This window comes from Ramlibacter algicola (assembly GCF_016641735.1).
Lineage (GTDB): Bacteria > Pseudomonadota > Gammaproteobacteria > Burkholderiales > Burkholderiaceae_C > Ramlibacter > Ramlibacter algicola.
Genome location: NZ_JAEDAO010000001.1, coordinates 2,115,891 through 2,139,584, shown reverse-complemented (window position 1 = coordinate 2,139,584; position 23,694 = coordinate 2,115,891). Strand labels below are relative to the sequence as shown.

General features: G+C 67.5%; 18 protein-coding genes and 4 tRNA genes. 7 read left to right on the top strand and 15 right to left on the bottom strand.

The genetic code is table 11. The annotated features are described in order from the left end of the window. Together I8E28_RS10425 and I8E28_RS10420 are read left to right on the top strand one after the other, a co-directional pair. The gene (locus tag I8E28_RS10425; RefSeq protein ID WP_200787957.1) at nucleotides 1–1,089 is read left to right on the top strand and encodes an amino acid ABC transporter permease; all 1,089 of its coding nucleotides are present in this window, start codon (nucleotides 1–3) and stop codon (nucleotides 1,087–1,089) included. Further along, entirely contained in the window at nucleotides 1,086–1,841 is a 756-nt protein-coding gene (locus I8E28_RS10420; RefSeq protein WP_200787956.1) for an amino acid ABC transporter ATP-binding protein, read from the top strand. The genes I8E28_RS10425 and I8E28_RS10420 overlap by 4 nt, the downstream gene beginning before the upstream one ends. Here the strand turns inward: I8E28_RS10420 and I8E28_RS10415 are convergent. Both I8E28_RS10415 and I8E28_RS10410 read right to left on the bottom strand, forming a co-directional pair. Next, nucleotides 1,823–2,698, bottom strand: coding sequence for a YihY/virulence factor BrkB family protein (locus I8E28_RS10415; protein WP_200787955.1), 876 nt, complete (start codon nucleotides 2,696–2,698; stop codon nucleotides 1,823–1,825). The genes I8E28_RS10420 and I8E28_RS10415 overlap by 19 nt on opposite strands. Nucleotides 2,699–2,734: 36 nt before the next feature. Beyond that, nucleotides 2,735–4,381 (bottom strand): acyl-CoA synthetase, encoded by a 1,647-nt coding sequence (locus I8E28_RS10410; RefSeq protein ID WP_200787954.1) that lies wholly within the window; start codon nucleotides 4,379–4,381, stop codon nucleotides 2,735–2,737. A 39-nt stretch (nucleotides 4,382–4,420) separates the two neighbouring features. On the opposite strand from I8E28_RS10410, the gene dnaG reads away from it, so the two are divergent. From dnaG to I8E28_RS10395, 3 genes are all read left to right on the top strand, one after another. Further along, nucleotides 4,421–6,256, top strand: coding sequence for a DNA primase (gene dnaG, locus I8E28_RS10405; RefSeq protein WP_200787953.1), 1,836 nt, complete (start codon nucleotides 4,421–4,423; stop codon nucleotides 6,254–6,256). Between the two features lie 250 nt (nucleotides 6,257–6,506). Then, entirely contained in the window at nucleotides 6,507–8,894 is a 2,388-nt protein-coding gene (gene rpoD, locus I8E28_RS10400; protein ID WP_200787952.1) for an RNA polymerase sigma factor RpoD, read from the top strand. Between the two features lie 82 nt (nucleotides 8,895–8,976). Further along, nucleotides 8,977–9,360: a hypothetical protein gene (locus I8E28_RS10395; protein WP_200787951.1), complete on the top strand. Its 384-nt coding sequence runs from the start codon at nucleotides 8,977–8,979 to the stop codon at nucleotides 9,358–9,360. Here the strand turns inward: I8E28_RS10395 and fumC are convergent. Beyond that, on the bottom strand, nucleotides 9,302–10,690 hold the full coding sequence (gene fumC, locus I8E28_RS10390; protein WP_200787950.1) for a class II fumarate hydratase: 1,389 nt from the start codon (nucleotides 10,688–10,690) through the stop codon (nucleotides 9,302–9,304). The genes I8E28_RS10395 and fumC overlap by 59 nt on opposite strands. A gap of 113 nt (nucleotides 10,691–10,803) precedes the next feature. Between fumC and I8E28_RS10385 the strand changes: the two genes are divergently transcribed. After that, on the top strand, nucleotides 10,804–11,076 hold the full coding sequence (locus tag I8E28_RS10385) for a DUF4242 domain-containing protein (RefSeq protein WP_200787949.1): 273 nt from the start codon (nucleotides 10,804–10,806) through the stop codon (nucleotides 11,074–11,076). Nucleotides 11,077–11,089: 13 nt separating this feature from the next. On the opposite strand, the gene I8E28_RS10380 is transcribed toward I8E28_RS10385, so the two are convergent. Further along, nucleotides 11,090–12,250, bottom strand: coding sequence for a sensor histidine kinase (locus tag I8E28_RS10380; RefSeq protein WP_200787948.1), 1,161 nt, complete (start codon nucleotides 12,248–12,250; stop codon nucleotides 11,090–11,092). 167 nt (nucleotides 12,251–12,417) lie between these two features. On the opposite strand from I8E28_RS10380, the gene I8E28_RS10375 reads away from it, so the two are divergent. Beyond that, nucleotides 12,418–13,971: a fumarate hydratase gene (locus tag I8E28_RS10375; protein WP_200787947.1), complete on the top strand. Its 1,554-nt coding sequence runs from the start codon at nucleotides 12,418–12,420 to the stop codon at nucleotides 13,969–13,971. On the opposite strand, the gene I8E28_RS10370 is transcribed toward I8E28_RS10375, so the two are convergent. The 11 genes from I8E28_RS10370 to I8E28_RS10320 all read right to left on the bottom strand — a co-directional run bounded on the left by I8E28_RS10370 (nucleotide 13,968) and on the right by I8E28_RS10320 (nucleotide 23,669). After that, complete coding sequence (locus I8E28_RS10370; RefSeq protein ID WP_200787946.1) at nucleotides 13,968–15,143, bottom strand: lanthionine synthetase C family protein; 1,176 nt, start codon at nucleotides 15,141–15,143, stop codon at nucleotides 13,968–13,970. The genes I8E28_RS10375 and I8E28_RS10370 overlap by 4 nt on opposite strands. Continuing rightward, nucleotides 15,140–16,453 (bottom strand): MFS transporter, encoded by a 1,314-nt coding sequence (locus I8E28_RS10365; RefSeq protein WP_200787945.1) that lies wholly within the window; start codon nucleotides 16,451–16,453, stop codon nucleotides 15,140–15,142. Before I8E28_RS10365 ends, I8E28_RS10370 begins: the two co-directional genes overlap by 4 nt. Before the next feature lie 49 nt (nucleotides 16,454–16,502). Then, nucleotides 16,503–17,126, bottom strand: a complete 624-nt coding sequence (locus I8E28_RS10360; protein ID WP_200787944.1) for a DUF6806 family protein — start codon at nucleotides 17,124–17,126, stop codon at nucleotides 16,503–16,505. Between the two features lie 24 nt (nucleotides 17,127–17,150). Next, nucleotides 17,151–17,242, bottom strand: a tRNA-Leu gene (locus tag I8E28_RS10355). Nucleotides 17,243–17,305: 63 nt separating this feature from the next. Then, nucleotides 17,306–17,379, bottom strand: a tRNA-Cys gene (locus I8E28_RS10350). 52 nt (nucleotides 17,380–17,431) lie between these two features. After that, nucleotides 17,432–17,507: transfer RNA gene (locus tag I8E28_RS10345), tRNA-Gly, on the bottom strand. Between the two features lie 57 nt (nucleotides 17,508–17,564). Next, nucleotides 17,565–20,006 carry an endopeptidase La gene (gene lon / locus I8E28_RS10340; protein WP_200787943.1) on the bottom strand — a complete coding sequence of 814 codons (2,442 nt, stop codon included), beginning with the start codon at nucleotides 20,004–20,006 and terminating at the stop codon, nucleotides 17,565–17,567. 129 nt (nucleotides 20,007–20,135) lie between these two features. Next, entirely contained in the window at nucleotides 20,136–21,401 is a 1,266-nt protein-coding gene (gene clpX / locus I8E28_RS10335) for an ATP-dependent Clp protease ATP-binding subunit ClpX (RefSeq protein WP_200787942.1), read from the bottom strand. 122 nt (nucleotides 21,402–21,523) lie between these two features. Next, entirely contained in the window at nucleotides 21,524–22,132 is a 609-nt protein-coding gene (clpP, locus tag I8E28_RS10330; protein ID WP_200787941.1) for an ATP-dependent Clp endopeptidase proteolytic subunit ClpP, read from the bottom strand. A gap of 114 nt (nucleotides 22,133–22,246) precedes the next feature. Continuing rightward, a complete protein-coding gene (tig, locus tag I8E28_RS10325; RefSeq protein ID WP_200787940.1) occupies nucleotides 22,247–23,557 on the bottom strand; it encodes a trigger factor in 1,311 nt (436 codons plus the stop codon). A gap of 25 nt (nucleotides 23,558–23,582) precedes the next feature. Next, nucleotides 23,583–23,669, bottom strand: a tRNA-Leu gene (locus tag I8E28_RS10320). Nucleotides 23,670–23,694: the final 25 nt, after the last annotated feature.

Sequence of the window (23,694 nt, the reverse complement as noted above, 5' to 3'; positions counted from 1 at the left end):
ATGGCCGCCGTGCGCCCCATCGTGTCCGCCCGGGCGAAGCCCGCAGGGCCATCGGCGTGGAGTTCCTGGCGCCGGCATGTCGCGGGCTCGCCGACGCAGGTGGTGCTGACGCTGCTGGTCGTCGCGGTCGCCGGCTGGGCGCTTGCCCACTTCCTGCAGTGGGCCGTGCTGGACGCCGTCTGGCAACCCGATGCGGATCGATGCCAGGCCGCGCGCGGCACCGGCGCCTGCTGGGGCGTGGTGGCCGAGAAGTGGCGGCTGGTGCTCCTGGGCCGCTATCCGGTCGACGGCACGTGGCGCATCGTCACGGGAAGCATTGCGCTGCTCGCCGGTGTCGCGGCGTCCTTGTGGCTTGCGCCGCGCTCGCCGCGCTGGCTGCTGGCGTGGCCATCGGGGCTGCTGGTGTTCGCCTGGCTCGCCGGTGGCGGCCCGGGCCTCGAAGCCGTGCCGACGGACCTGTGGGGTGGCTTGCCACTGACGCTGTTCCTCACCGCGTCGACCATGCTGCTCGCGTTCCCGGTCGCCATCCTGCTGGCCTTGGGCCGTCGCAGCGCCCTGCCCGCGCTGCGCGCGGCGTGCACCGTCTGGATCGAGCTCGTGCGCGGCGTGCCGCTGGTGCCGGTCCTGTTCATCGCCTCGTTCGTGTTCCCGCTGCTGCTGTCGCCCGGCCGCTCGCCGGACCTGCTGGCGCGCGTCGTCGTCGCGCTCGCCCTGTTCGCCGCGGCCTACATGGCAGAGGTGGTGCGCGGCGGGCTGCAGTCCGTGCCCAAGGGCCAGCTCGAAGCGGCCGCCAGCATCGGATTGGGCTGGTGGGGTGCGCAGCGTGCCGTGGTCTTGCCGCAGGCCCTGAGGGCCGCCGTGCCCGCGCTGACCAACAATGCCTTGTCTCTGCTGAAGGAAACCTCGCTGGTGACCATCGTCTCGCTCTACGAACTCACCGGCGCCGTGTCGCTGGCGCTGGGGTCCGACCCGGAATGGCGCCCGTTCAAGGTGGAACTGTTCCTGGTTGCTGGCGCCATCTACTTCGTCCTGTGCTTCGCGCTCGCCCGGGCCAGCGCGCGCCTGGAACTGCCACAGGAGATGGCATGAGCGACGCCGTCGTGCGCTTCGAGCGCGTGAACAAGTGGTTCGCCAACGGCCTGCACGTGCTGCGCGACATCGACCTCGCCGTCGCGGCCGGCGAACGCATCGTCATTTGCGGTCCCTCGGGCTCGGGCAAGTCGACGCTGATCCGCTGCATCAACGGGCTGGAAGCCTTCCAGGAAGGCGAGCTCACCGTCGCCGGCCATCGCCTGGGCGCAGGGCCTGCAGCGATCGCCGCCGTGCGGCGCGATGTCGGCATGGTGTTCCAGCAGTTCAACCTGTTCCCGCACCTGACCGTGCTGCAGAACCTCACGATCGCGCCGATGCGCGTGGGCGGCCTGTCGGCGAAGGACGCCAGCGAGCGCGCGATGCAGCAACTCGAGCGGGTGCGCATCGCGGAGCAGGCGTCCAAGTACCCGCCGCAGCTGTCCGGCGGCCAGCAGCAGCGCGTGGCCATCGCGCGGGCGTTGTGCCTGCAGCCCCGCGTCCTGTTGTTCGACGAGCCGACGTCGGCCCTCGACCCCGAGATGGTCAAGGAGGTGCTCGACGTCATCATGGAACTCGCGTCGCAGGGCCTCACGCTGCTGTGCGTGACGCACGAGATGGGCTTCGCGCGCGCCCTGGCGGACCGCGTGCTGTTCATGGACGAAGGTTGCATCGTCGAGGAAGCGCCGCCCGAACAATTCTTCCGCCAGCCGCGCTCGCCGCGCGCCGCGGAGTTCCTGTCCAAGGTGCTCGGCTACGACGCGGCCGGCTGAACCGCCAGCCGCTCGTACTCCGAGATCACCTGCGCGCCGAACAACACCAGCGTCGCGCCGATCTCCAGGCTCAGCAGGACGACGACGGCGGTTGTGAGCGAGCCGTACACGACGTTCACTTGCGACAGCGTGCCGAAATACCAGACCAGCACGTGCCGGGTGACCTCCCACAGGATCGCTGCCGTGATGCCGCCCGGAAGCGCGTGGCGCCAGGTGAGGCGGCCGACGGGCATCACGATGTAGAGCGACGTCAGCAGCACGACTTCGCCAACGAACCCCAGCAGGTAGAGCAGCGCGCCCGAGAGCCCTTCGAGTGACCACGAGTGGCCCAGCAGGTCCAGCTGCGTGGAACCCAGCGCCTCCAGTCGGCCTGCGACGAAGGTCACGAGCAGCAGCCCCATCGCCAGGCACAGCACGTAGCAGTACGGCATCAACACCGAGACCAGGAAATGCCGGTGCCGCACGTGGAAGCGGTGGGTGAAGATCACCGCCATCGCCTTCTCGAGCACGCTGAAGGCCAGCGAGCTGAAGAACAGCATCGTCAGGAGCAGCACCCAGCCGACGACGTCGCGGTGCTCGACGAAGGAGCGCAGCTCGACCAGCACCGGTTGCGACTGGCCCGGCAGCAGCCAGCCCAGGTAGCGGCCCAGCGTCTCGAACAGTTCGGCGGGATCGACGAAGTGCGAGAGCGCGACCACCGCCAGCACCAGCAGCGGCACCACCGACAGCAGCGCGTAGTACGCGACGGCGCCCGCCAGCAGCAATCCCTGGTTGCGCAGGAAGCCGCGCAGCACCTGGAGCAGGAAGGCGCCGGGGTGCGCGAGCACGTGCATGGCGGCTGGGCTGAGGACCCGCATGCGGCGCAGCCTAGCGCCGCGCCCGCCGCCGCGGTGTCAGACGTCGATGGCGGATGCCGAGCCGGCGCGCTTGCGCAGCTCGAACTTCTGGATCTTGCCGGTCGAGGTCTTGGGCAGCTCCCCGAACACGACCGCCTTGGGCACCTTGTAGCCGGCCAGGTGCTTGCGGCAATGCGTGACGATGTCCTGCGCCTTCGTCGCCGCGCCGGGCTTGAGCTCGACGAACGCGCACGGCGTCTCGCCCCACCGCGGATCGGGCTTGGCCACCACGGCGGCCGCGAGCACGTCGGGATGCCGGTACAGCACGTCCTCGACCTCGATCGACGAGATGTTCTCGCCGCCCGAGATGATGATGTCCTTGCTGCGGTCCTTGATCTTGATGTAGCCGTCGGGGTACTGCACCGCGAGGTCGCCGGTGTGGAACCAGCCGCCGGCGAATGCTTCCTCCGTGGCCTTCGGGTTCTTCAGGTAGCCCTTCATCGTGATGTTCCCGCGGAACATGATCTCGCCCATGGTCTCGCCGTCCCACGGCACCGGCTGCATCGACTGCGGGTCGATCACGCGCGCGCCCTCCTGCAGGTGGTAGCGCACGCCCTGGCGGGCGTTCAGGCGGGCGCGCTCGCCGATGTCCAGCGCGTCCCATTCCTCATGCCTGGGGCACACCGTCGCCGGGCCGTAGACCTCCGTCAGACCATAGACGTGCGTCAGGTCGAAGCCCAGGCGCTCCATGCCTTCGATCATCGAAGCCGGCGGCGCGGCGCCCGCGACCATGGCCTTCACACCGCGCGGCAGGCCCGCCTTCAGGTCCTCGGGCGCGTTCACCAGCATGCCGTGCACGATCGGCGCGCCGCAGTAGTGCGTCACGCCGTGCCGCTTCATCGCATCGGCCATCGCGCCCGCCTCCACGCGGCGCAGGCAGACGTTCACGCCGGCACGCGCCGCAATCGTCCACGGGAAGCACCAGCCGTTGCAGTGGAACATCGGCAGCGTCCACAGGTAGACCGCGTGCTTGGGCATGTCCCACTCGAGGATGTTGGAGATCGCGTTGGTCGTCGCGCCTCGGTGGTGGTAAACGACGCCCTTCGGGTTGCCCGTGGTGCCGCTGGTGTAGTTGAGGGCGATCGCGTCCCACTCGTCGTGCGGCATCAGCCAGTCGAAGGCCGGGTCGCCGGCTGCGAGCAGTTGCTCGTACGTCGTGCTGCCCAGGCGCTCCACCGGTCCCTGGTACACCGGGTCCTCGACGTCGACCACCAGCAGCGGCGCCTGCCGCTTGCGCAGCGCCAGCGCCTGCTTCATCACGGGCGTGAACTCCGGATCGACGATGACCACCTTGGCCTCGCCGTGGTCCAGCATGAAGGCGACGCTTTCCGGGTCCAGGCGCGTGTTCAGCGCGTTGAGCACCGCGCCCGCCATCGGGATGCCGAAGTGCGCTTCCACCATCGGCGGCGTGTTGGGCAGCATCACGGCCACGGTGTCGCCGCGCCGGACACCATGCGCCGCCAGCGCGGACGCCAGGCGGCGGCAGCGCCCATACACCTCCATCCACGTCCGTCGCAACTCCCCGTGCACCACCGCGAGCCGGCCGGGGTACACCTCCGCCGCGCGCTGCAGGAAAGTGAGCGGGGTCATCGGCGCGAAGTTGGCCGGGTTCCGCGGCAGGTCGCGGTCGAAGATGCTGTCCATGGCGGTGCGACTCCTCTGGTGCGCCAGAATACGGCGCAGATGGCCATTCCCCAGTCGTTCATCCAGGACCTGCTGGCGCGCGCCGACGTGGTGGAAATCGTCGGGCGCTTCGTGCAGCTGAAGAAGACCGGGGCGAACTTCTCGGGCTTGTGCCCCTTCCACGCGGAAAAGTCACCGTCCTTCACGGTCAGCCCGAGCAAGCAGTTCTACCACTGCTTCGGCTGCGGCAAGAGCGGCAACGCCATCGGCTTCCTGATGGAACACGCCGGCATGGGCTTCGTGGAAGCGGTGGGCGACCTCGCGGGCCAGTACGGCATGGAGGTGCCGCAGGACGACACCACGCCCGAGCAGCGCGAGCGCGCCGCCCAGCAGCGGCAGAAGCAGGCCACGCTGGGCGACGTGCTGGAGAAGGCCGGGCAGGCCTACCGCAAGCACCTGCGCCAGTCGCCACGCGCCATCGAGTACTTCAAGGGCCGTGGCGTGTCCGGGGAGATCGCCAAGGCCTTCGGCCTCGGCTACGCGCCGGAGGGCTGGCGCGCGCTGGCCAGCGTGTTCCCGGACTACTCGGACCCGATGCTGGTCGAGTGCGGCCTGGTGATCGAAGGCGAGGAGGACAAGCGCTACGACCGCTTCCGCGACCGCGTGATGTTCCCGATCCGCAACGTCAAGGGCGAGTGCATCGGCTTCGGCGGCCGGGTGCTGGGCGACGAGAAGCCCAAGTACCTCAACTCGCCCGAGACGCCGGTCTTCAGCAAGGGACGCGAGCTGTACGGGCTGTACGAGGCGCGCAACCACCTGCGCGAGTTCGGCTACGTGCTGGTGACCGAGGGCTACATGGACGTGGTCGCTCTCGCGCAGCTTGGCTTCCCGAACGCGGTCGCGACCTTGGGCACCGCGTGCACGCCGGAACACGTGCACAAGCTGTTCCGGTTCACCGAGAGCGTGGTGTTCAGCTTCGATGGCGACGCGGCCGGTCGACGGGCTGCACGCAAGGCGCTGGAAGGCGCCCTGCCCTATGCCACCGACGTGCGGTCAGTGAAGTTCCTGTTCCTGCCGGCCGAACACGACCCGGACAGCTTCATCCGCGAGCACGGCCGCGAGGAGTTCGAACGCTACGTGCGCCAGGCGGTGCCGCTGTCCGTGTTCCTGGTCGAGGCCGCTTCGGCCGACTGCGACCTGGCCACGGCAGAGGGCCGCTCGCGCATGCTGGCGGCCGCGCACCCGCTGTGGACACTGCTGCCCGACGGCGCGCTCAAGCGCCAGCTGTTCGCCGAGATCGCCGAGCGGTCGCAGGTCGGCAGCCACGAGCTCGCGGACCTGTGGCGGGTCCCGCGTGCGGGCGGCGGTGGCGGTGGCCGCTCAAGGCAGCGCCCCGAACAACGCGCCTATGGCACCGGCGTGCGGCAGGCGGTCAAGCCCAAGGCCATCAACTACGCCGAGCACATCGCGCGGCTGGTGCTGCGCCACTCCAGTGCGTGGGAGCTGCTGAGCCATGCGGACCACGAGGTGCTCTGCGGGCTGCAGCCGCCGCTGGGGGACCTGTTTTCCTGGCTCGACGCGTCCAGCCACGAGCATGGCGGGCAGCCGTGGGCCGCGCTGCAAGCGGGGTTGGCGGGCCAGCCCTTCGAGGCATTGGCCCAGCGCCTGATGGACTACGACGCCAGCCAGCCGCTGTCCGGCGTGGTCGAGGACGTGGACACGGCCGAGCGTGACCTGCGCCTGTCGATGGTCGAGATCCACCTCGACCTGCTGGCCACGGCGATCGAGGAGACCGGGAAGATGCCGCAGTCGGACCCGTCGCGCCACGATCGCCTGCTCGATCTCAGCCGCCGCCAGCAGCGGCTTTTGCGCGACAGGCAGCAGTTGCGCTCTTGAAAAACCGCTTCGGCGGTATAATGTCCGGTTCATCAGCGGCAAGAGCGACAGCAGCACCTCCGGGCCGGCCGACCGTGCACCCACAGCGGGCACAACGCGCCATACCACCGCAAGGACTGCACCCCAAATGTTCGCCCACCCATCTTGCCCATGAAGGCGTGCGACCCCCACCGGGCCGCCTGCCTCTGTCGCCCGCGCCGGGTAGTTTGTGGCGCCCAAGTTTCTGCCGTCCTGTTGTCCGAGGTTGTCCATGCCCGCTCAAAAGTCCGCGAAGCTCGCCGCCAAGCCGCAAGCGAAACCTGCCGCGAAAAAACCGGTCAAACCCGCTTCGCCCGCCAAGGGAGCGCTGAAGGTCGTCAAGGCCGCCGCGCCCAAGCCCAAGGCCGCCGCCAAGCAGACATCGAAAGCCAAGCCAGTGCCCAGCAGTACCAAGGCCTCCCCCGCCACCAAGTCCGAGAAGGCTTCCGCCAAGGAAGAGCCGAAGAAGACCACCAAGCTCGCCGCCGTCGCCGACGAGCCCGCCACCGCCAAGAAGAAGCCCGGCCGCCCGCCCAAGGCCGCCGCTGCCGGCGCTGACGCTCCCGCGAAGAAGAAGCCCGGCCGCAAGCCCAAGGCCGGCGAGAAGGCCCCGGGCGTCGACGACGCCGACCTGGTCGACGTCGAGGCGGAATTCGCCGAGGAAGAGCCGGCGGCGGTCGTGGAGACGACCGAGAAGGTCAAGCCGCTGCGCATGAAGATCAGCAAGGCCAAGGAACGGGCCTTGATGAAGGAATTCGGCCTCGACGAGACGATCCTGTCCGAAGAGGAGATGACCAAGCGCCGCCAGCGCCTGAAGACGCTCATCACGCTGGGCAAGACCCGCGGCTACCTGACCCACGGCGAGATCACCGACCACCTGCCCGAGAAGCTGGTGGACGCCGAGACGCTGGAAGTCGTGGTCACGATGCTGAACGACCTCGGCGTGGCGGTGTACGAACAGACGCCCGACGCCGAGATGCTCCTGCTGAACAACACCACGCCGACGGCGGCGACGGTGGAGGAAGCGGAAGAGGAAGCCGAAGCCGCGCTGTCCACCGTCGACAGCGAATTCGGCCGCACGACCGACCCGGTGCGCATGTACATGCGCGAGATGGGCACCGTCGAACTGCTGACGCGTGAAGGCGAGATCGAGATCGCCAAGCGCATCGAGGGCGGCCTGATGGCGATGATGGAGGCGATCTCCGCCTCGCCCGCCACCATCGCCGAGATCCTGCGCATGGCCGCCGACATCCGCGAAGGCAAGATCGTCATCTCGCAGATCGTCGACGGCTTCTCGAACCCCAACGAGGCCGACGACTACGTGGCCGAGGAGGACTTCGACGAGTTCGACGCGGACGATGACGACGACGGCAACGGCGGTTCCAAGGCGCTGACCAAGAAGCTCGAGGAACTGAAGTCGCAGGCGCTGGAGCGCTTCGACCGCATCGCCGGGCTGTTCGAGAAGGTGCACAAGGTCTACGACAAGGAAGGCTGGGGCACCCCCGCGTACCACAAGGCGCAGAAGGCCCTGTCCGACGAGCTGATGACCATCCGCTTCACGGCCAAGACCATCGAGAAGCTGTGCGACCTGGTGCGCGCGCAGGTCGACGACGTGCGCCGCAAGGAACGCGAACTGCGCCGCATCATCGTGGACAAGTGCGGCATGCCGCAGGAAACCTTCATCAAGGACTTCCCGCCCAACCTGCTGAACCTGCGCTGGGTGGAAAAGCAGGCCGCGGCCGGCAAGCCGTGGAGCGTCGTGATCCAGCGCAACGTGCCCGCCATCCAGGAGCTGCAGCAGAAGCTGATGGACCTGCAGGCGCAGGTCGTCGTGCCGCTGCACGAGCTCAAGGAGATCAACAAGCGCATGAACGAGGGCGAAGCGTCCTCGCGCGAGGCCAAGAAAGAGATGATCGAGGCCAACCTGCGCCTGGTGATCTCGATCGCGAAGAAGTACACCAACCGCGGCCTGCAGTTCCTGGACCTGATCCAGGAAGGCAACATCGGCCTGATGAAGGCGGTCGACAAGTTCGAATACCGCCGCGGCTACAAGTTCTCGACCTATGCCACGTGGTGGATCCGCCAGGCCATCACGCGCTCGATCGCCGACCAAGCGCGCACCATCCGCATCCCGGTGCACATGATCGAGACCATCAACAAGATGAACCGCATCTCGCGCCAGCACCTGCAGGAATTCGGCTACGAGCCGGACGCCGGCATCCTGGCCGCGAAGATGGAGATCCCCGAGGACAAGATCCGCAAGATCATGAAGATCGCCAAGGAGCCGATCTCCATGGAAACGCCGATCGGGGACGACGACGACAGCCACCTGGGCGACTTCATCGAGGACACCAACAACACGGCGCCGATCGAGGCCGCGATGCAGGCCGGCCTGCGCGACGTCGTGAAGGACATCCTCGACTCGCTGACGCCGCGCGAAGCCAAGGTGCTGCGCATGCGCTTCGGCATCGAGATGAGCACGGACCACACGCTGGAGGAAGTCGGCAAGCAGTTCGACGTCACCCGCGAGCGCATCCGCCAGATCGAGGCCAAGGCGCTGCGCAAGCTGAAGCACCCCAGCCGCAGCGACAAGCTGCGCAGCTTCATCGACACGCTGTAAGCGTCCGCACCCGCAATGATGGAAAGGGCGCCCACCGAGGCGCCCTTTTCCGTTGTAGGCTGGCCGGAAGACGTTCACGGCCATGTCCCCGCTCCTGAAGGCGTCCGGCCTGTTGGTGCCGCTGGCACTGGTGGTCGCGCTGCTCGACATCCCCGCGGCGGCCTGGCGTTGGCCGTTGCCGCACCTGGCCGGCAAGACGCCGGCCCGGCCAGTGGTTCCGCTGGAGACTCGCGAGTTCTGCGGCCGTGCGGCCTACCTGCTCTACGACATCACCTGGGCCACGGCATGCGATGCCCGCGGCGACGAGGTCGACTGCACGTTGCCTGACGACGTCGCTGCCGGCATCAACGCACTGCTGCTCAACGAGGAGCAGCGCTGCGTCGCCGCAGAGACGCAGACCACGGCGCTCAGCGCGGCCCCACCATTTCGGCCGGCCGCACCCACGCGTCGAATTGTTCCGCCGTGACGTAGCCGGTGGCGACGGCCGCCTCGCGCAGGCTGGTGCCTTCCTTGTGCGCCTTCTTCGCGATCTGGGCGGCCTTGTCGTAGCCGATGTGCGGGTTCAGCGCCGTCACCAGCATCAGCGAGCGCTCGACCAGGTCGCCGATGCGCTCGCGGTTGGGCTCGATGCCCACAACGCAGTTGTCGTTGAAGCTGCGCATGCCGTCGGCCAGCAGCCGCACGCTCTGCAGGAAGGCGTGGGCGATCATCGGCCGGAACACGTTGAGCTCGAAGTTGCCGGAAGCACCGCCGATGTTCACGGCGACGTCGTTGCCGAACACCTGCGCGCAGGCCATCGTCAGTGCTTCGCACTGCGTCGGGTTCACCTTGCCCGGCATGATCGACGAGCCGGGTTCGTTCTCCGGGATCGAGAGTTCGCCGATGCCGCTGCGCGGTCCGCTGGCCAGCCAGCGGATGTCGTTGGCGATCTTGAACAGGCTGGCGGCGAGCGTCTTGAGAGCGCCGTGCGCGTGAACGAGTGCGTCGGCCGCTGCCATCACCTCGAACTTGTTCGGCGCAGTCACGAACGGCAGGCTGGTGAGGCGGGCCAGTTCCTTCGCGACGGCTTCGGCATAGCCCCTGGGCGCGTTCAGCCCGGTGCCGACGGCGGTGCCGCCAAGCGCCAGCTCACAGAGGTGCGGCAGGCTCGCATGCAGGTGGCGGTCGGCCTGGTCCAGCTGCGCGACGTAGCCGGAGAACTCCTGCCCCAGCGTGAGCGGCGTCGCATCCTGCAGGTGCGTGCGCCCGATCTTCACGATGTCCTTGAACGCCGCGCTCTTGGCGGAGAACGTGTCGCGCAGCGCGGCCAGCGACGGCAGCAGGCGGTTGCGGATGGCGTCCACGGCGGCCACGTGCATGGCCGTGGGAAAGACGTCGTTGGACGACTGGCTGCGGTTGACGTCGTCGTTGGGGTGCACCAGCCGGCCTTCGCCGCGTTCGCCCCCGAGCAGCTCGCTCGCGCGATTGGCGAGCACCTCGTTGACGTTCATGTTGGTCTGCGTGCCCGAGCCCGTCTGCCACACCACCAGCGGGAACTCGTCGTCGTGCTCGCCACGCAGAACTTCGTCGGCGGCCGCGATGATCGCGGACGCCTTGCGGTCGTCGAGCAGGCCCAGCAGGTGGTTGGCGACGGCCGACGAGCGCTTGATCTGCACCAGCGCGCGGATGATCTCGCGCGGCTGGCGCTCGCCGGAGATGTCGAAGTTCTGCAGCGAACGCTGCGTCTGCGCGCCCCAGAGCCGGTGCGCGGGGACTTCGATCGGGCCGAACGTGTCTTTCTCGGTGCGGGTGCTCATCGATGCGCCTCGTGAGGTGAGCAGCCACCGTATCACACGGTGACCCGGTCGCCTTGCAAATGCGGCCTGCGCGGCCATACTCCCTGCCCCTATTTCAACGGCAGGAGACAGCCATGCCCAAGTACCTCATCGAGCGCGAGATCCCGGGCGCCGGCAAGATGACGTCGCAGGACCTCCAGGCGGTGGCGCAGAAGTCGTGCGGCGTGCTGCGGGAGATGGGTCCGCGGGTGAACTGGCAGCAGAGCTACGTCACCGGGGACAAGGTCTACTGCGTGTACATCGCGGACAGCGAGAAGGACGTGCGCGAGCACGCGGAGCGCGGCGGATTCCCGGCGAACCGCATCTCCGAAGTCTCCGCGGTCATCGACCCCGCCACTGCCGGTTGACCGGGCAGCGACGTCACGTGCGGTCCTGGGCGCCGATTGGCGCAGCGCCGGACGGTGCCAGTTCCACACTGATCGTGAACACGCATCCGAGGCCAGGGAGATCCTGGACGCTCAGGGTGCCCCCATCCGCCTCCACGCTCTTGCGTGCAATGGACAACCCGAGTCCCAGTCCGGTCCTGTCGTCACTCCGTTGCGAGAACGGGATGAAGATCCGGCTCGCGCTTCCCGCGGGAAGTCCGCCGCAGCCGTCTTGAACCTGGATCAAGACGCGGCTGCCATCCTGGACAGCGCGGAGTTGCACGATCCCGTTGGGCCGGGTGAACTTGAACGCGTTCTGCAGGAGGTTGCCGAGCGCGGCAGACAGGATGCCCCGATTGGCCTCCACGCTGAGCGCGGGGTCGGCAGGAACGACTTCGAACCTGCACAGGTGGGCTTTTGGATCGAGCCTGGCCGTCGCGGCCGCATCGGCAAGGAAGTCCGTGACCAGGAAAACCTCGCGGACGATCGTCGGCCGGGGCGACGACCGAACCTCGTCGATCGTCTTGTCGATCAGCTTCTGCAGCGCACCCAGGCTGCGTTTGAGGACGGCACCGGTGGCTCCCGTGATCGGCATGTTGGACAACTCCAGCGCGCCCACTGCCAGCTTCGCGGTCCCGAGCGCGTTGCGCAGTTCATGCACCAGGAATCCGATCCGCTGGTTGGCTTCGGCCGCTTGTTCCTCGAACCGGGAGAGGTCCCTCTGGTAACTGAACTCGGTGACCGCGTCGGCTATGGCATTGTCGAGGCAACGATTCAGCGTCCGGAACTCGTTCACGCTGAACGGTGCGTCGCGCTCCACCGCCAGATCCGTGATGGCCTGGCAAAGGTCGCCGTAGTCGTGGACGACCTGGTCCACGGTGAAGCCCAGTTCCAGAAGCTCGCGCCCGTGCGCGGCCGCGCTCAGCCCGATCTCCGACAGCGCGGTGCCGTCGCCACCCGAGGCGCCAGAAATGCGCGTCCCTTCGGCGGACTCGCCCAGTTCCTCCGCCTCCAAGGTGCGGATCAGTTGTTCGAGGAAGATGGGGACGCCATGGACAAGCTGCTGGTCGGTCGCGGCACGGCGCGGGCGCTGCGCAACCTTCTCCTTGCAGCGTTCTATGAGCTCCTCCCGGTTGTTCACGAGGAACTGGTGCATGAATTTTCTCCAGCGCGACATCTGCAGCACCCGCGACATGGACGGGAAAGTCCGGCGGCCTGCGTCTGATCGTCACCTCAGTATGCGCCTCTCCTCGCGGCGTGCGACTGCCGGCTCAACAGCGTTTGGGATAATGGATGTAAGCCCCCCATTACCGTGCGAACACCATGCCGACGACCATCAAGGCAGCCGACCTGATCGAATCGATCGCCGCCGCGCTGCAATACATCAGCTACTACCACCCGGCGGATTACATCGCGCACCTCGCGCGAGCGTATGAGCGCGAGCAGTCGCCCGCGGCCAAGGACGCCATCGCGCAGATCCTGACCAACAGCAAGATGAGCGCCACGGGCCACCGCCCGATCTGCCAGGACACCGGCATCGTCAACGTGTTCCTGAAGATCGGCATGGACGTGAAGCTCGCAGGGTTCACGGGCAGCCTCGAGGACGCCGTCAACGAAGGCGTGCGCCGTGGCTACCTGCACCCGGACAACACGCTGCGCGCGTCGGTCGTCGCCGACCCGCAGTTCGAGCGCAAGAACACCAAGGACAACACGCCGGCGGTTGTCAACGTCGAACTCGTGCCCGGCGACAAGGTGGACGTGACCGTCGCGGCCAAGGGCGGCGGCAGCGAGAACAAGAGCAAGATGGTGATGCTCAACCCGAGCGACTCCATCGTCGACTGGGTGCTCAAGACGGTCCCCGACATGGGCGCTGGCTGGTGCCCGCCCGGCATGCTGGGCATCGGCATCGGCGGCACCGCGGAGAAGGCGGTGCTGCTGGCCAAGGAAGCGCTGATGGAAGACCTCGACATGTACGAGCTGCAGGCGAAGTCCTCGCGCGGCGAGAAGCTGTCGAAGCTCGAGGAGATGCGGCTCGAACTGTTCGAGAAGGTCAACGCGCTTGGGATCGGCGCGCAAGGCCTGGGCGGCCTCACCACCGTGCTGGACATCAAGATCAGGATGTTCCCCTGCCATGCCGCGGGCAAGCCGGTGGCGATGATCCCCAACTGCGCCGCGACGCGCCACGCGCACTTCGTGCTGGATGGCTCGGGCCCCGCCTACATCGATCCGCCGAGCCTGGACCTGTGGCCGAAGATCGACTGGGCGCCCGACACGCAGAAGAGCAAGCGCGTCGACCTGAACACGCTGACGAAGGAAGAGATCGCCACCTGGAAGGCGGGCCAGACGCTGCTGCTGAACGGCAAGATGCTCACCGGCCGTGACGCCGCGCACAAGCGCATCCAGGACATGCTGGCCAAGGGCGAGCCGCTGCCCGTGGACTTTCGCAACCGCGTCATCTACTACGTCGGCCCGGTGGACCCGGTTCGCGATGAAGTCGTCGGCCCGGCCGGCCCGACGACGTCGACGCGCATGGACAAGTTCACCGAGATGATGCTGGCGCAGACCGGCCTGATCGGCATGGTCGGCAAGTCCGAGCGCGGGCCGGTCGCCATCGAATCGATCAGGAAGCACAAGGCCGCGTACCTGATGGCCGTCGGTGGCGCCGCCTACCTGGTGTCCAAGGCGATCAAGCAGTCGAAGGTGCTCGGCTTCGCCGACCTGGGCATGGAAGCGATCTACGAGTTCGACGTGGTCGACATGCCGGTCACCGTCGCCGTCGATTCGACCGGCACCAGCGTGCACACGACCGGTCCCGCCGAGTGGAGCAAGCGCATCGCGACGGGCGAGTTCAAGAACATCCCCGTCGCAGCGGCCTAGGCATCGAACACGTCGAGGGTCGGGAACCGCGCCTGGCCCTCGATGCAATCCAGCAGGTAGATCGCGAGGCCGATGTCGCCGGTCCACAGGCCGTGCCGCCATTGGACGAAGCGCGCATGGTCGGCATCGGCCTGCGCCATGCCGTGCATGGCGAAGGCCCGGGCCCGCCGCAGCCACTGCTCGTCGCCGGTGCGCTGGAACAGCTTGAGGAACGCATAGCCGTTGCCGCCCGTGCCGTGGCACAGGTTGCTGCCCTTGCGCAGCGGGCCGGCGCGCCAGGTCGTCTCGCCGGCTTCGAGCAGCAGGTCGGCGAGCGAGTCGTCGGGACTGTCGGCCAGGCAGATCACGAAGCCGGGCGCGCCATGGCAGAACTGCACCAGCTTGGGCCGCCCCGGCGGCTCCGTGAGCCAGGCACGCCAATTGGCGAGCCCCTCTTCGCGATCAGCCGTGGCGCGTACCGTGCGCCCGATGCGGTGCACCCAGTCGTCCCAGTCCGCCGGCGGCAGCAGGTCTCGGCCCTGGGCCAGCACGCAGGCGGTCGCGACGAAGCCGTGGACGGCGTCGAGGTACGTGGACTTCTGGCCGTACATGTCCTGCGTCCAGTAGTCGCACTGGAACTCGTCGGACCACAGCAGCTGCCCGCGCAGCACGTCCGCGGTCTCGCGGAACAGGTCGGTGAAGCGCGGCTCGCCGGTGCGCCGGTGCATGAACAGCGCCGCCAGCATGGTGCCCGGCGAGCCCCACATCAGCTCGCGCTCTGGCGCCTGCAAGTTGCCGCGGATCAAGGCCTCGAGACGGTCGGCGCGCACCGGGTCGCGATCCATCGCATGCAACAGCAGCTGGACCGGCACTTCGCCGAACAGGTAGGAGCCCTCGTGGCCCGGTTGGCCGCGCTGCGCGCGCAGGTGGTCGCCGAAGTCGGGCGGCGCGTCGCACACGCCGCGCTGGTGCAGGTAGCGCAGGGCCCACGCGATGCCACAAGTGCCGAAGTACAGGCCATCGACCGGGTCCGGGTACGGATCGTCGTTCGGGTGCGTCGCCCAGCCGCGGCCCGGCTGGTAGTCCGCCAGCGTCGCCTCGACGATGCGATGGATGGCGTCGCGAGCGACGTCGGGCTGCCACGTGCGAGCTTGCAATGCCTCGTGGCGCGCCGGGTCGAACATGGCGCTCATGCGGGCACCTCCTGCGGCGCGGACGCAGCGTCACGCCCGCGCGCGACGTCGACCTTCATCAGCAGCACGAGGCCGACGACGAACAACACGCTTGTCGCCAGGATGGCCGCGCGCTGGTTGCCCCCGCTGGCCCAGGTGATCACGCCATACATCAGCGGGCCGATGATGCTGGCCAGGCGGATGGCGAACGTCCACAGCCCAAAGAACTCGGCCGACTGGCGCTGGGGCGCGAACAGGCCTGCCAGCGCGCGGCCCGCGGACTGGCTCGATCCCATGCACAGCCCGGCGATGGCGGCCGCCCACCAGAACTGGCCCTTGGTCGTCGAAGCAGCCGCGATGAGGCAGGTGGCGATCCAGCCGACCAGCGTGCTGCCCAGGGCGAGCTTGTGGCCGATGCGATCCTGCAGGTAGCCCCAGGCGAACGCGCCGCCGGCGGCGGCGACGTTCAGCACGAAGATCAGCACCATCGTCTCCTGCTGCTGGAAGCCGATCACGTGCTCGGCATAGATGGCGGCCAACGACACCGCAACGGCCACTCCGCCCTGGTAGAAGACCGCGCACGCCATCAGCCAGACGAAGTCGCGATAGCGGCGTGCCTGCTTCCAGGTGGCGTGCAGTTGCCGCAGTGAAGCCGCCACGCCGCCTTGCCGCGTGGCCTCCGGGTTCGGCTGCGCGCGCTCGCGCAGCAGGCGGAACGTCACGATGGATGCCAGGCCATAGATGGCTGCGGTGATCAGCACCGTCACCGGGACGAAGCGATGCGCCGGGATGCCTTGCGCCTGCGCCCACAGCACGTACGCGAGGCAGATGCCCAGCGCCAGCATGCCGCCGAAGTAGCCGAAACCCCAGCCCCAGCCGCTCACCTTGCCCATCGCGTGCGGCCGCGCGAGCTCGGGCAGGAAGGCCGCCGTGAGCGACTCGCCGTAGCTGTAGAAGGTGTTGGACAGGATGATGAGGAGCACCGCCAGCGCCACCGAGCCCGGCCCGGCAAGGGCCAGCGCAGCCGTGCTGGCCACGCAGGCGAGGGTCGTCAGTGCCAGCAGGCGCTTCTTCGCCGCGCGCAGGTCGGCATAGGCGCCGATGCTGGGCATCGTGACCATCACGATCGCGTACGACGCGCTCAACGCGGCCGTCCAGGCGAAGGTGGCCCACGCGGCCTTGCCCGCGATGCCGCCGACGAAGTACGCGGCGAACACCGCGGTGATGACGACGGTCGTATAGCCGGAGTTGGCGAAGTCGTACATCGCCCAGCCGAACACCTCGCGGCGCCGCACGCCGGGGTTCAGCGCGTCCTGCGGGAACAGTGCCAAGTCTCGCCTCCTCCAATGAAAAAGCGGCCCATGGCCGCTTTCGCTGTCCTCAGTGCAGGTGCCGCGGGCGGCGCCCGCCGCCGTGCCCGCCGCCACCGCTGCCGCGCGGCGGCTTGCCGATCTCCAGCGAACTGACCAGCGCGTCGAAACGCTGCGAGAACAGCTTGTCGATCTCGGCGACCACGCCATTGAGCTCGGCGCCGTCGAAATGGCGTTCCATCAGGTTCACCACGTCCTCGACCAGCAGGTCGCGCTGCACCTGCATGATGGCCGCCGGCGTCGGGCCGACGAACAGCATGATGAAGTCGTCGCGCGACTCGGCCTCGGGCGGCTCTTCTTCCTCGTCGAACTCGGCGTCGTAGAAGGTGACCTCGATCGCGGCACCCTGCTCGGCCAGTTCGTTCAGGCCCATGCACATCTCGTCGAGCGACTGGCGGAAGTCCTCGCGGCCGTTGATGGTCCAGCACATGGTCAGCAGGTGCTCGTGCGCATCGAACTTGATGCCGGGCTCCTCCTCGTAGGCGCTTTCGGCGCCGTCGGCCAGCGACTTGGCGCCCGCGTATTTCCACAGGGGCTTGAGCGCCTCCTGCAGCTGCGCATAGGTGACGTCGGCGCGCACCGGCACGTCCCCGTGCACATGGATCTCGAAGGGAGCGTTGTCGTAGTTGGGCATTGGGAGGGGCCGGCGGCCCGGTGGTGGTGCCTCGGACGGGGGTCGAACCCGTACGCCGCCTTTCAGCAAGCGGCGGATTTTAAGTCCGCTGTGTCTGCCAGTTCCACCACCGAGGCACTGCCGGCCACTTTACGCCAAAAGGAAAGCAGCCCCGCATCGGGCGGGGCTGAAGGAGATGCTGGAGGCGCGTGCCGGAGTCGAACCGACCTAAACGGATTTGCAATCCGCTGCATAACCGCTTTGCTAACGCGCCGCGTGCGTCACCGACAAAAAAGGGAAGCGGATGCTTCCCTTTTCGTGGAAATTGGAGCGGGAGAAGAGTCTCGAACTCTCGACCTCAACCTTGGCAAGGTTGCGCTCTACCAACTGAGCTACTCCCGCGTGAGAAAGAGATTATGGCACAAATCCGGCGGGTTCCGCCACCGGATGAGTGCATCTTCAATGCGTGACCGAGGTCCCCGTCGCCGCGGGGTCGGCACCGCCCTTTCCTGCCGCGGGAACCACGGGCGCAGCGGCCTGCGGTTCGTCTTCGGGCAGCGGCTCGGCCTGGCGTTCGAGGGCGACCTCGAGCACCTTGTCGATCCACTTCACCGGCACGATCTCGAGGCCGTTCTTCACGTTCTCGGGAATCTCCTGCAGGTCCTTGGTGTTCTCCTCGGGGATCAGCACCGTCTTGATGCCGCCGCGCAGTGCCGCAAGCAGCTTCTCCTTCAGGCCGCCGATCGCCGTGACCTCGCCTCGCAGCGTGATCTCGCCGGTCATCGCGACGTCGCCACGCACCGGGATGCCCGTGAGCGCCGACACGAGTGCCGTCGTCATCGCGGCGCCCGCGCTGGGGCCGTCCTTCGGCGTCGCGCCGTCCGGCACGTGGATGTGCAGGTCGCGCTTCTCGAACATCTCGTCCTTGATGCCCAGGCGGCGCGAGCGGCTGCGCACCACGGTGCGCGCGGCCTCGACCGATTCCTTCATCACGTCGCCGAGCGAGCCGGTGCGCTGGATGTTGCCCTTGCCGGGCATCAGCGCCGCCTCGATCGTCAGCAGGTCGCCGCCGACTTCGGTCCACGCGAGGCCGACCACCTGGCCGACCTGGTTCTGGTTCTCCGCACGCCCATAGGAGAACTTGCGCACGCCGAGGAAGTCGTTGAGGTTCTCCTCGTTGACGACGACCTTGGGCTGCAGTTTCTTCAGCTGCAGGCCCTTGACCACCTTGCGGCAGATCTTCGACAGCTCGCGCTCGAGCGAACGCACGCCCGCTTCGCGCGTGTAGTAGCGCACGACGTCGCGGATGGCGTCGTCGGTCACCTCGAGCTCGGACTCCTTCACGCCATTGTTCTTCATCTGCTTGGGCAGCAGGTACTTGATGGCGATGTTGGTCTTCTCGTCCTCGGTGTAGCCCGAGAGGCGGATCACCTCCATCCGGTCCAGCAGCGCCGGCGGGATGTTCATCGAGTTGGACGTCGCCACGAACATCACGTCCGACAGGTCGAAGTCGACCTCGACGTAATGGTCGCTGAAGGTGTGGTTCTGCTCCGGGTCCAGCACCTCGAGCAGCGCCGACGACGGGTCGCCGCGGAAGTCGGTGCCCAGCTTGTCGATCTCGTCCAGCAGGAACAGCGGGTTGCGCGTGCCGACCTTCGACAGCGACTGCAGCACCTTGCCCGGCAGCGCGCCGATGTAGGTGCGGCGGTGGCCGCGGATCTCGGCTTCGTCGCGCATGCCGCCGAGCGCCATGCGCACGTACTTGCGGCCGGTGGCCTTCGCGACCGACTGGCCGAGCGAGGTCTTGCCGACGCCGGGCGGGCCGACCAGGCACAGGATCGGCGCCTTGACCTTGTCGACGCGCTGCTGCACCGCGAGGTATTCGAGGATGCGGTCCTTGACCTTCTCGAGGCCGTAGTGGTCCTCGTTCAGCACGTCCTCGGCATGCGCGAGGTCGTGCTTGATCTTGGTGCGCTTGCTCCAGGGCAGGCCGGTGAGCACGTCGATGTAGTTGCGCACGACGGTCGCCTCGGCGGACATCGGCGACATCAGCTTGAGCTTCTTCAGCTCGCCCTCGGCCTTCTTCAGCGCGTCCTTGGGCATCTTGGCCGACTTGATCTTCTTCTCGATCTCCTCGATGTCGGCGCCCTCTTCGCCCTCGCCCAGTTCCTTCTGGATCGCCTTCACCTGTTCGTTCAGGTAGAAGTCGCGCTGGTTCTTCTCCATCTGGCGCTTGACGCGCGAGCGGATGCGCTTGTCGACGTTGAGGATGTCGACCTCGCGCTCGATCTGCTCGAACAGGTTCTCGAGGCGGCCCTTGATGTCGGCCAGGTCGAGGACGATCTGCTTGCTGTCCAGCTTGAGCGGCAGGTGCGCGGCGATGGTGTCCGCCAGGCGGCCCGGGTCGTCGATGCTGGAGATGGACGTGAGGATCTCCGGCGGGATCTTCTTGTTCAGCTTCACGTACTGGTCGAACTGCTGCATCACCGCGCGGCGCAGCGCCTCGACCTCGCTGGTCTTGCTTTCCTGCTCGGCCGGGTCCACCGGCGAGACGGTCGCGACGAAGTGCGACTCGCCGTCGACGATCTTGGCGACGCGGGCGCGCTGCTGGCCCTCGACCAGCACTTTCACGGTGCCGTCGGGCAGCTTGAGCATCTGCAGGATCGTGGAGACGCAGCCGACCTCGAACATGTCGGTGACGGCGGGTTCGTCCTTGGCGGCGGCCTTCTGGGCCACGAGCATGATGCGGCGCTCCGCCTCCATCGCGGCCTCGAGCGCCTTGATGCTCTTGGGCCGGCCGACGAACAGCGGGATGACCATGTGGGGAAACACCACCACGTCGCGCAGCGGCAGCAGCGGCAGCTCGAGCGGGGTGGATGGAAGCGGCACGTGTCCGGACATGGGACTCCTTGGTTGCCTGCCCTAGGTGGGCGGCGTACGGGGATTTTCAACCCGGCGGGGTGCCGGTGGGGGCAGAAGGGTCGGCTCGCGGCGGATTCGGGACGCTGCGGGCTCTGCCATTCGCGCCGGTCAGGCCTTCTTGGCCGCTTCGCGGTACACGAGCAGCGGCGGCTTGGCTTCCTCGATGGTGGATTCGTCCACCACCACCTTGTCGACGTTGCTGATGTTGGGCAACTCGAACATGGTGTCGATCAGCGACTGCTCCAGGATGGACCGCAGGCCGCGGGCGCCCGTCTTGCGGGCCAGCGCCTTGCGGGCGATGGCGCGCAGCGCGTTGGGCCGCACCTCGAGGTCCACGCCTTCCATCGCGAGCAGCTTGCCGTATTGCTTGACCAGCGCGTTCTTCGGCTCGGTGAGGATCTGCACCAGCGCCTCCTCGGACAGCTCGGCCAGCGTCGCCACCACGGGCATGCGACCGACCAGCTCGGGGATGAGGCCGAACTTGATCAGGTCCTCGGGCTCGACGTCGCGGAAGACGTCGGTGAGGGTGCGTTCCTTCTTGCTCTTGACCGAGGCGCCGAAGCCCATGCCCGAACCCTCGGTGCGCTGCTCGATGACCTTCTCGAGGCCGGCGAACGCGCCGCCGCAGATGAACAGGATGTTGGTCGTGTCGATCTGCAGGAAGTCCTGATTCGGGTGCTTGCGCCCGCCCTGCGGGGGCACGCTGGCCATGGTGCCTTCGATCAGCTTGAGCAGCGCCTGCTGCACGCCTTCGCCGGAGACGTCGCGCGTGATGCTGGGGTTGTCGCTCTTGCGCGAGATCTTGTCGATCTCGTCGATGTACACGATGCCGCGCTGGGCGCGCTCGACCTCGTAGTTGCAGCTTTGCAGCAGCTTCTGGATGATGTTCTCGACGTCCTCGCCGACGTAGCCGGCCTCGGTGAGCGTCGTGGCGTCGGCCATGACGAAGGGGACGTCCAGCATGCGCGCCAGCGTCTGCGCCAGCAGCGTCTTGCCCGAGCCGGTGGGGCCGATCAGGAGGATGTTGCTCTTGGTGAGCTCCACCTCGTCCTTCTTGGCCTTGTCCTTGTGGCGCAGGCGCTTGTAGTGGTTGTAGACGGCGACGGACAGCGAGCGCTTCGCGGGGTCCTGGCCGATCACGTAGTTGTCGAGGTTGGCCTTGATCTCGGCCGGCGTCGGCAGGTCGCCGCGCGCCTCGCGCTGCTCGTCACCCGCCGGCAGTTCGTCGCGGATGATCTCGTTGCACAGGTCGATGCATTCATCGCAGATGAACACCGACGGGCCCGCGATCAGCTTCTTGACCTCGTGCTGGCTCTTCCCGCAGAACGAGCAGTAAAGCGTTTTCTCGCTGGATGAGCCCTTTTTCTCGGCCATTGGCGGTTGCCTCTCCGACTAGTGAATTCAATGATACCCAATGCGGGCACGGCGCCCCCTGTCGGAGAAGGCGCCGTTGTGCTGCCGCAACCGGGAGCGGGCTCGGGTCGGTGGTCTTGGCCTCAGGGCCGCTTGGCGATGACCTGGTCGACCAGGCCGTAGTCGCGCGCTTCGTCCGCGGACAGGAAGTAGTCGCGCTCGGTGTCGCGCTCGATGCGATCGAGCGGCTGGCCGGTCTTGTCGGCCAGGATCTTGTTCAACAGCGCACGGGTCTTGAGGATCTCGTTCGCGTGGATCTCGATGTCCGTCGCCTGGCCCTGCATGCCGCCCAGCGGCTGGTGGATCATGATCTTCGAGTGCGGCAGCGAGAAGCGCTTGCCCTTCGCGCCCGCGGCCAGCAGGAAGGCGCCCATGCTCGCCGCCATGCCGGTGCACAGCGTCGAAACGTCGGGCTTGATGAAGTTCATCGTGTCGTAGATCGCCAGGCCCGCGCTCACGCTGCCGCCGGGCGAGTTGATGTACAGCGAGATGTCCTTGTCGGGGTTCTCGCTCTCGAGGAACAGCAGTTGCGCGACCACCAGGTTGGCGGTCTGGTCGTTCACCGGTCCGACGAGGAAAATGACGCGCTCGCGCAGCATGCGCGAATAGATGTCGTACGACCGCTCGCCGCGGCCGGACTGCTCGATGACCATGGGGATCAGGCCCAGGCCCTGGGTGTCAAGTGCGCTCATGGGGGTTCTCGGTATTCCTTGTGGATCGTAGCCGCAAAAGAGATGGGGCCCGGGCGGCGGGATGCAACCCCCGCTCGACCGAGCCCCCTTCGGGACCGCCCTGACGGGCGGCGATCAGCCCTGGCCCATCAGTTCGTCGAACGACACCTGCTTGTCCACGACCTTGGCCTTGGACAGCACGAAATCGGTGACGTTGTTCTCGATCACGACGGCCTCGACTTCGGCCAGGCGGCGGTTGTCGCCGTAGTACCAGCGAACGACGTCCTGCGGCTTCTCGTAGCTGGCGGCCAGCTCTTCGACGTGGGTACGGATCTGCTCGGGCTTGGCCTGCAGGTCGTTGGCGCGAACCAGTTCGGCGACGACCAGGCCCAGGCGCACGCGGCGCTCGGCTTGCGGACGCACGATCTCGTCGGGGATCGGCAGCTTCTCGACGTCCTTCAGGCCGCGCTGCTTCAGCTCGGCGCGCTGCTGCTCGATCATGCGGTCGATCTCGGCCTGCACGATGCTGTTGGGCAGGTCCAGCTCGGCCTGGGCCACCAGCGTGTCCATCGCGGCCTGCTTGTTCTTGGACAGCAGGCGGAACTTGACCTCGCGCTCCAGGTTCTTCTTCACGTCGGCGCGCAACGCGGCGACCGTGCCGTCGGGGATGCCCAGCGCCTTGGCGAACTGGTCGTCCACCTCGGGCAGGTTCGCGGCCTCGATCTTCTTGACCGTCACGAGGAAGTCGGCGGTCTTCCCGGCCACGTCCTTGCCGTGGTAGTCGGCGGGGAACGCCAGCGGGAAGGTCTTGCTCTCGCCGGACTTCATGCCACGCACGGCGTCCTCGAACTCCTTGAGCATCTGGCCTTCGCCCACCAGGAACTGGAAGGCTTCGGCCTTGCCGCCCTGGAAGGGTTCGCCGTCGATCTTGCCCTCGAAGTCGACCGTCACGCGATCGCCGTCTTGCGCGCCGGCGTCCTGCGCGCGCTGCGCGAAGGTGCGGCGCTGCTTGCGCAGGATGTCCAGCGTCTTGTCGATGGCCGCGTCGCTCACTTCGGCGGACACGCGCTCGACCTCGGCGCCGGCCAGGTCGTTGATCTTCACCTCGGGGTAGACCTCGAAGATCGCGTCGAAGGCCAGCTGGCCCTCGGGCGCGCCGTCCTTCTCGGTGATCCGCGGCTGGCCAGCGACGCGCAGCTTGGCTTCGTTCGCCGCCTGGGCGAAGGCCTCGCCGACCTTGTCGTTCATGACCTCGTAGTGCACCGAGTAGCCATAGCGCTGCGCCACGACGTTCATCGGCACCTTGCCGGGGCGGAAGCCGTCCATCTTGACGGTGCGCGCCAGGCGCTTCAGGCGGGAATCGACCTCGGACTTGATCACGTCGACCGGCAGGGTCAGCGTCATCTTGCGTTCGAGCTTCTCGAGGGTTTCAACGGTCACGGACATGGTGTCTCTCGCTTCAAAGATTTCGTGGTGCGCGGGGTCGGACTCGAACCGACACGCCCGTGAAGGCGTCAGGACCTAAACCTGGTGCGTCTACCAATTTCGCCACCCGCGCGGTCCAAAAGCAGGGCGGGCGGCCC

Bases quoted from the DNA above. Each gene is read 5' to 3' on its own strand.
- lon (WP_200787943.1), bottom strand. From the start codon at position 20,006: ATGTCCGGACACGTGCCGCTTCCATCCACCCCGCTCGAGCTGCCGCTG.
- clpX (WP_200787942.1), bottom strand. From the start codon at position 21,401: ATGGCCGAGAAAAAGGGCTCATCCAGCGAGAAAACGCTTTACTGCTCG.
- I8E28_RS10375 (WP_200787947.1), top strand. From the start codon at position 12,418: ATGCCGACGACCATCAAGGCAGCCGACCTGATCGAATCGATCGCCGCC.
- rpoD (WP_200787952.1), top strand. From the start codon at position 6,507: ATGCCCGCTCAAAAGTCCGCGAAGCTCGCCGCCAAGCCGCAAGCGAAA.
- I8E28_RS10425 (WP_200787957.1), top strand. From the start codon at position 1: ATGGCCGCCGTGCGCCCCATCGTGTCCGCCCGGGCGAAGCCCGCAGGG.
- tig (WP_200787940.1), bottom strand. From the start codon at position 23,557: ATGTCCGTGACCGTTGAAACCCTCGAGAAGCTCGAACGCAAGATGACG.
- I8E28_RS10410 (WP_200787954.1), bottom strand. From the start codon at position 4,381: ATGGACAGCATCTTCGACCGCGACCTGCCGCGGAACCCGGCCAACTTC.
- I8E28_RS10420 (WP_200787956.1), top strand. From the start codon at position 1,086: ATGAGCGACGCCGTCGTGCGCTTCGAGCGCGTGAACAAGTGGTTCGCC.
- I8E28_RS10360 (WP_200787944.1), bottom strand. From the start codon at position 17,126: ATGCCCAACTACGACAACGCTCCCTTCGAGATCCATGTGCACGGGGAC.
- dnaG (WP_200787953.1), top strand. From the start codon at position 4,421: ATGGCCATTCCCCAGTCGTTCATCCAGGACCTGCTGGCGCGCGCCGAC.
- I8E28_RS10415 (WP_200787955.1), bottom strand. From the start codon at position 2,698: ATGCGGGTCCTCAGCCCAGCCGCCATGCACGTGCTCGCGCACCCCGGC.
- I8E28_RS10385 (WP_200787949.1), top strand. From the start codon at position 10,804: ATGCCCAAGTACCTCATCGAGCGCGAGATCCCGGGCGCCGGCAAGATG.
- I8E28_RS10370 (WP_200787946.1), bottom strand. From the start codon at position 15,143: ATGAGCGCCATGTTCGACCCGGCGCGCCACGAGGCATTGCAAGCTCGC.
- I8E28_RS10395 (WP_200787951.1), top strand. From the start codon at position 8,977: ATGTCCCCGCTCCTGAAGGCGTCCGGCCTGTTGGTGCCGCTGGCACTG.
- clpP (WP_200787941.1), bottom strand. From the start codon at position 22,132: ATGAGCGCACTTGACACCCAGGGCCTGGGCCTGATCCCCATGGTCATC.
- fumC (WP_200787950.1), bottom strand. From the start codon at position 10,690: ATGAGCACCCGCACCGAGAAAGACACGTTCGGCCCGATCGAAGTCCCC.
- I8E28_RS10380 (WP_200787948.1), bottom strand. From the start codon at position 12,250: ATGCACCAGTTCCTCGTGAACAACCGGGAGGAGCTCATAGAACGCTGC.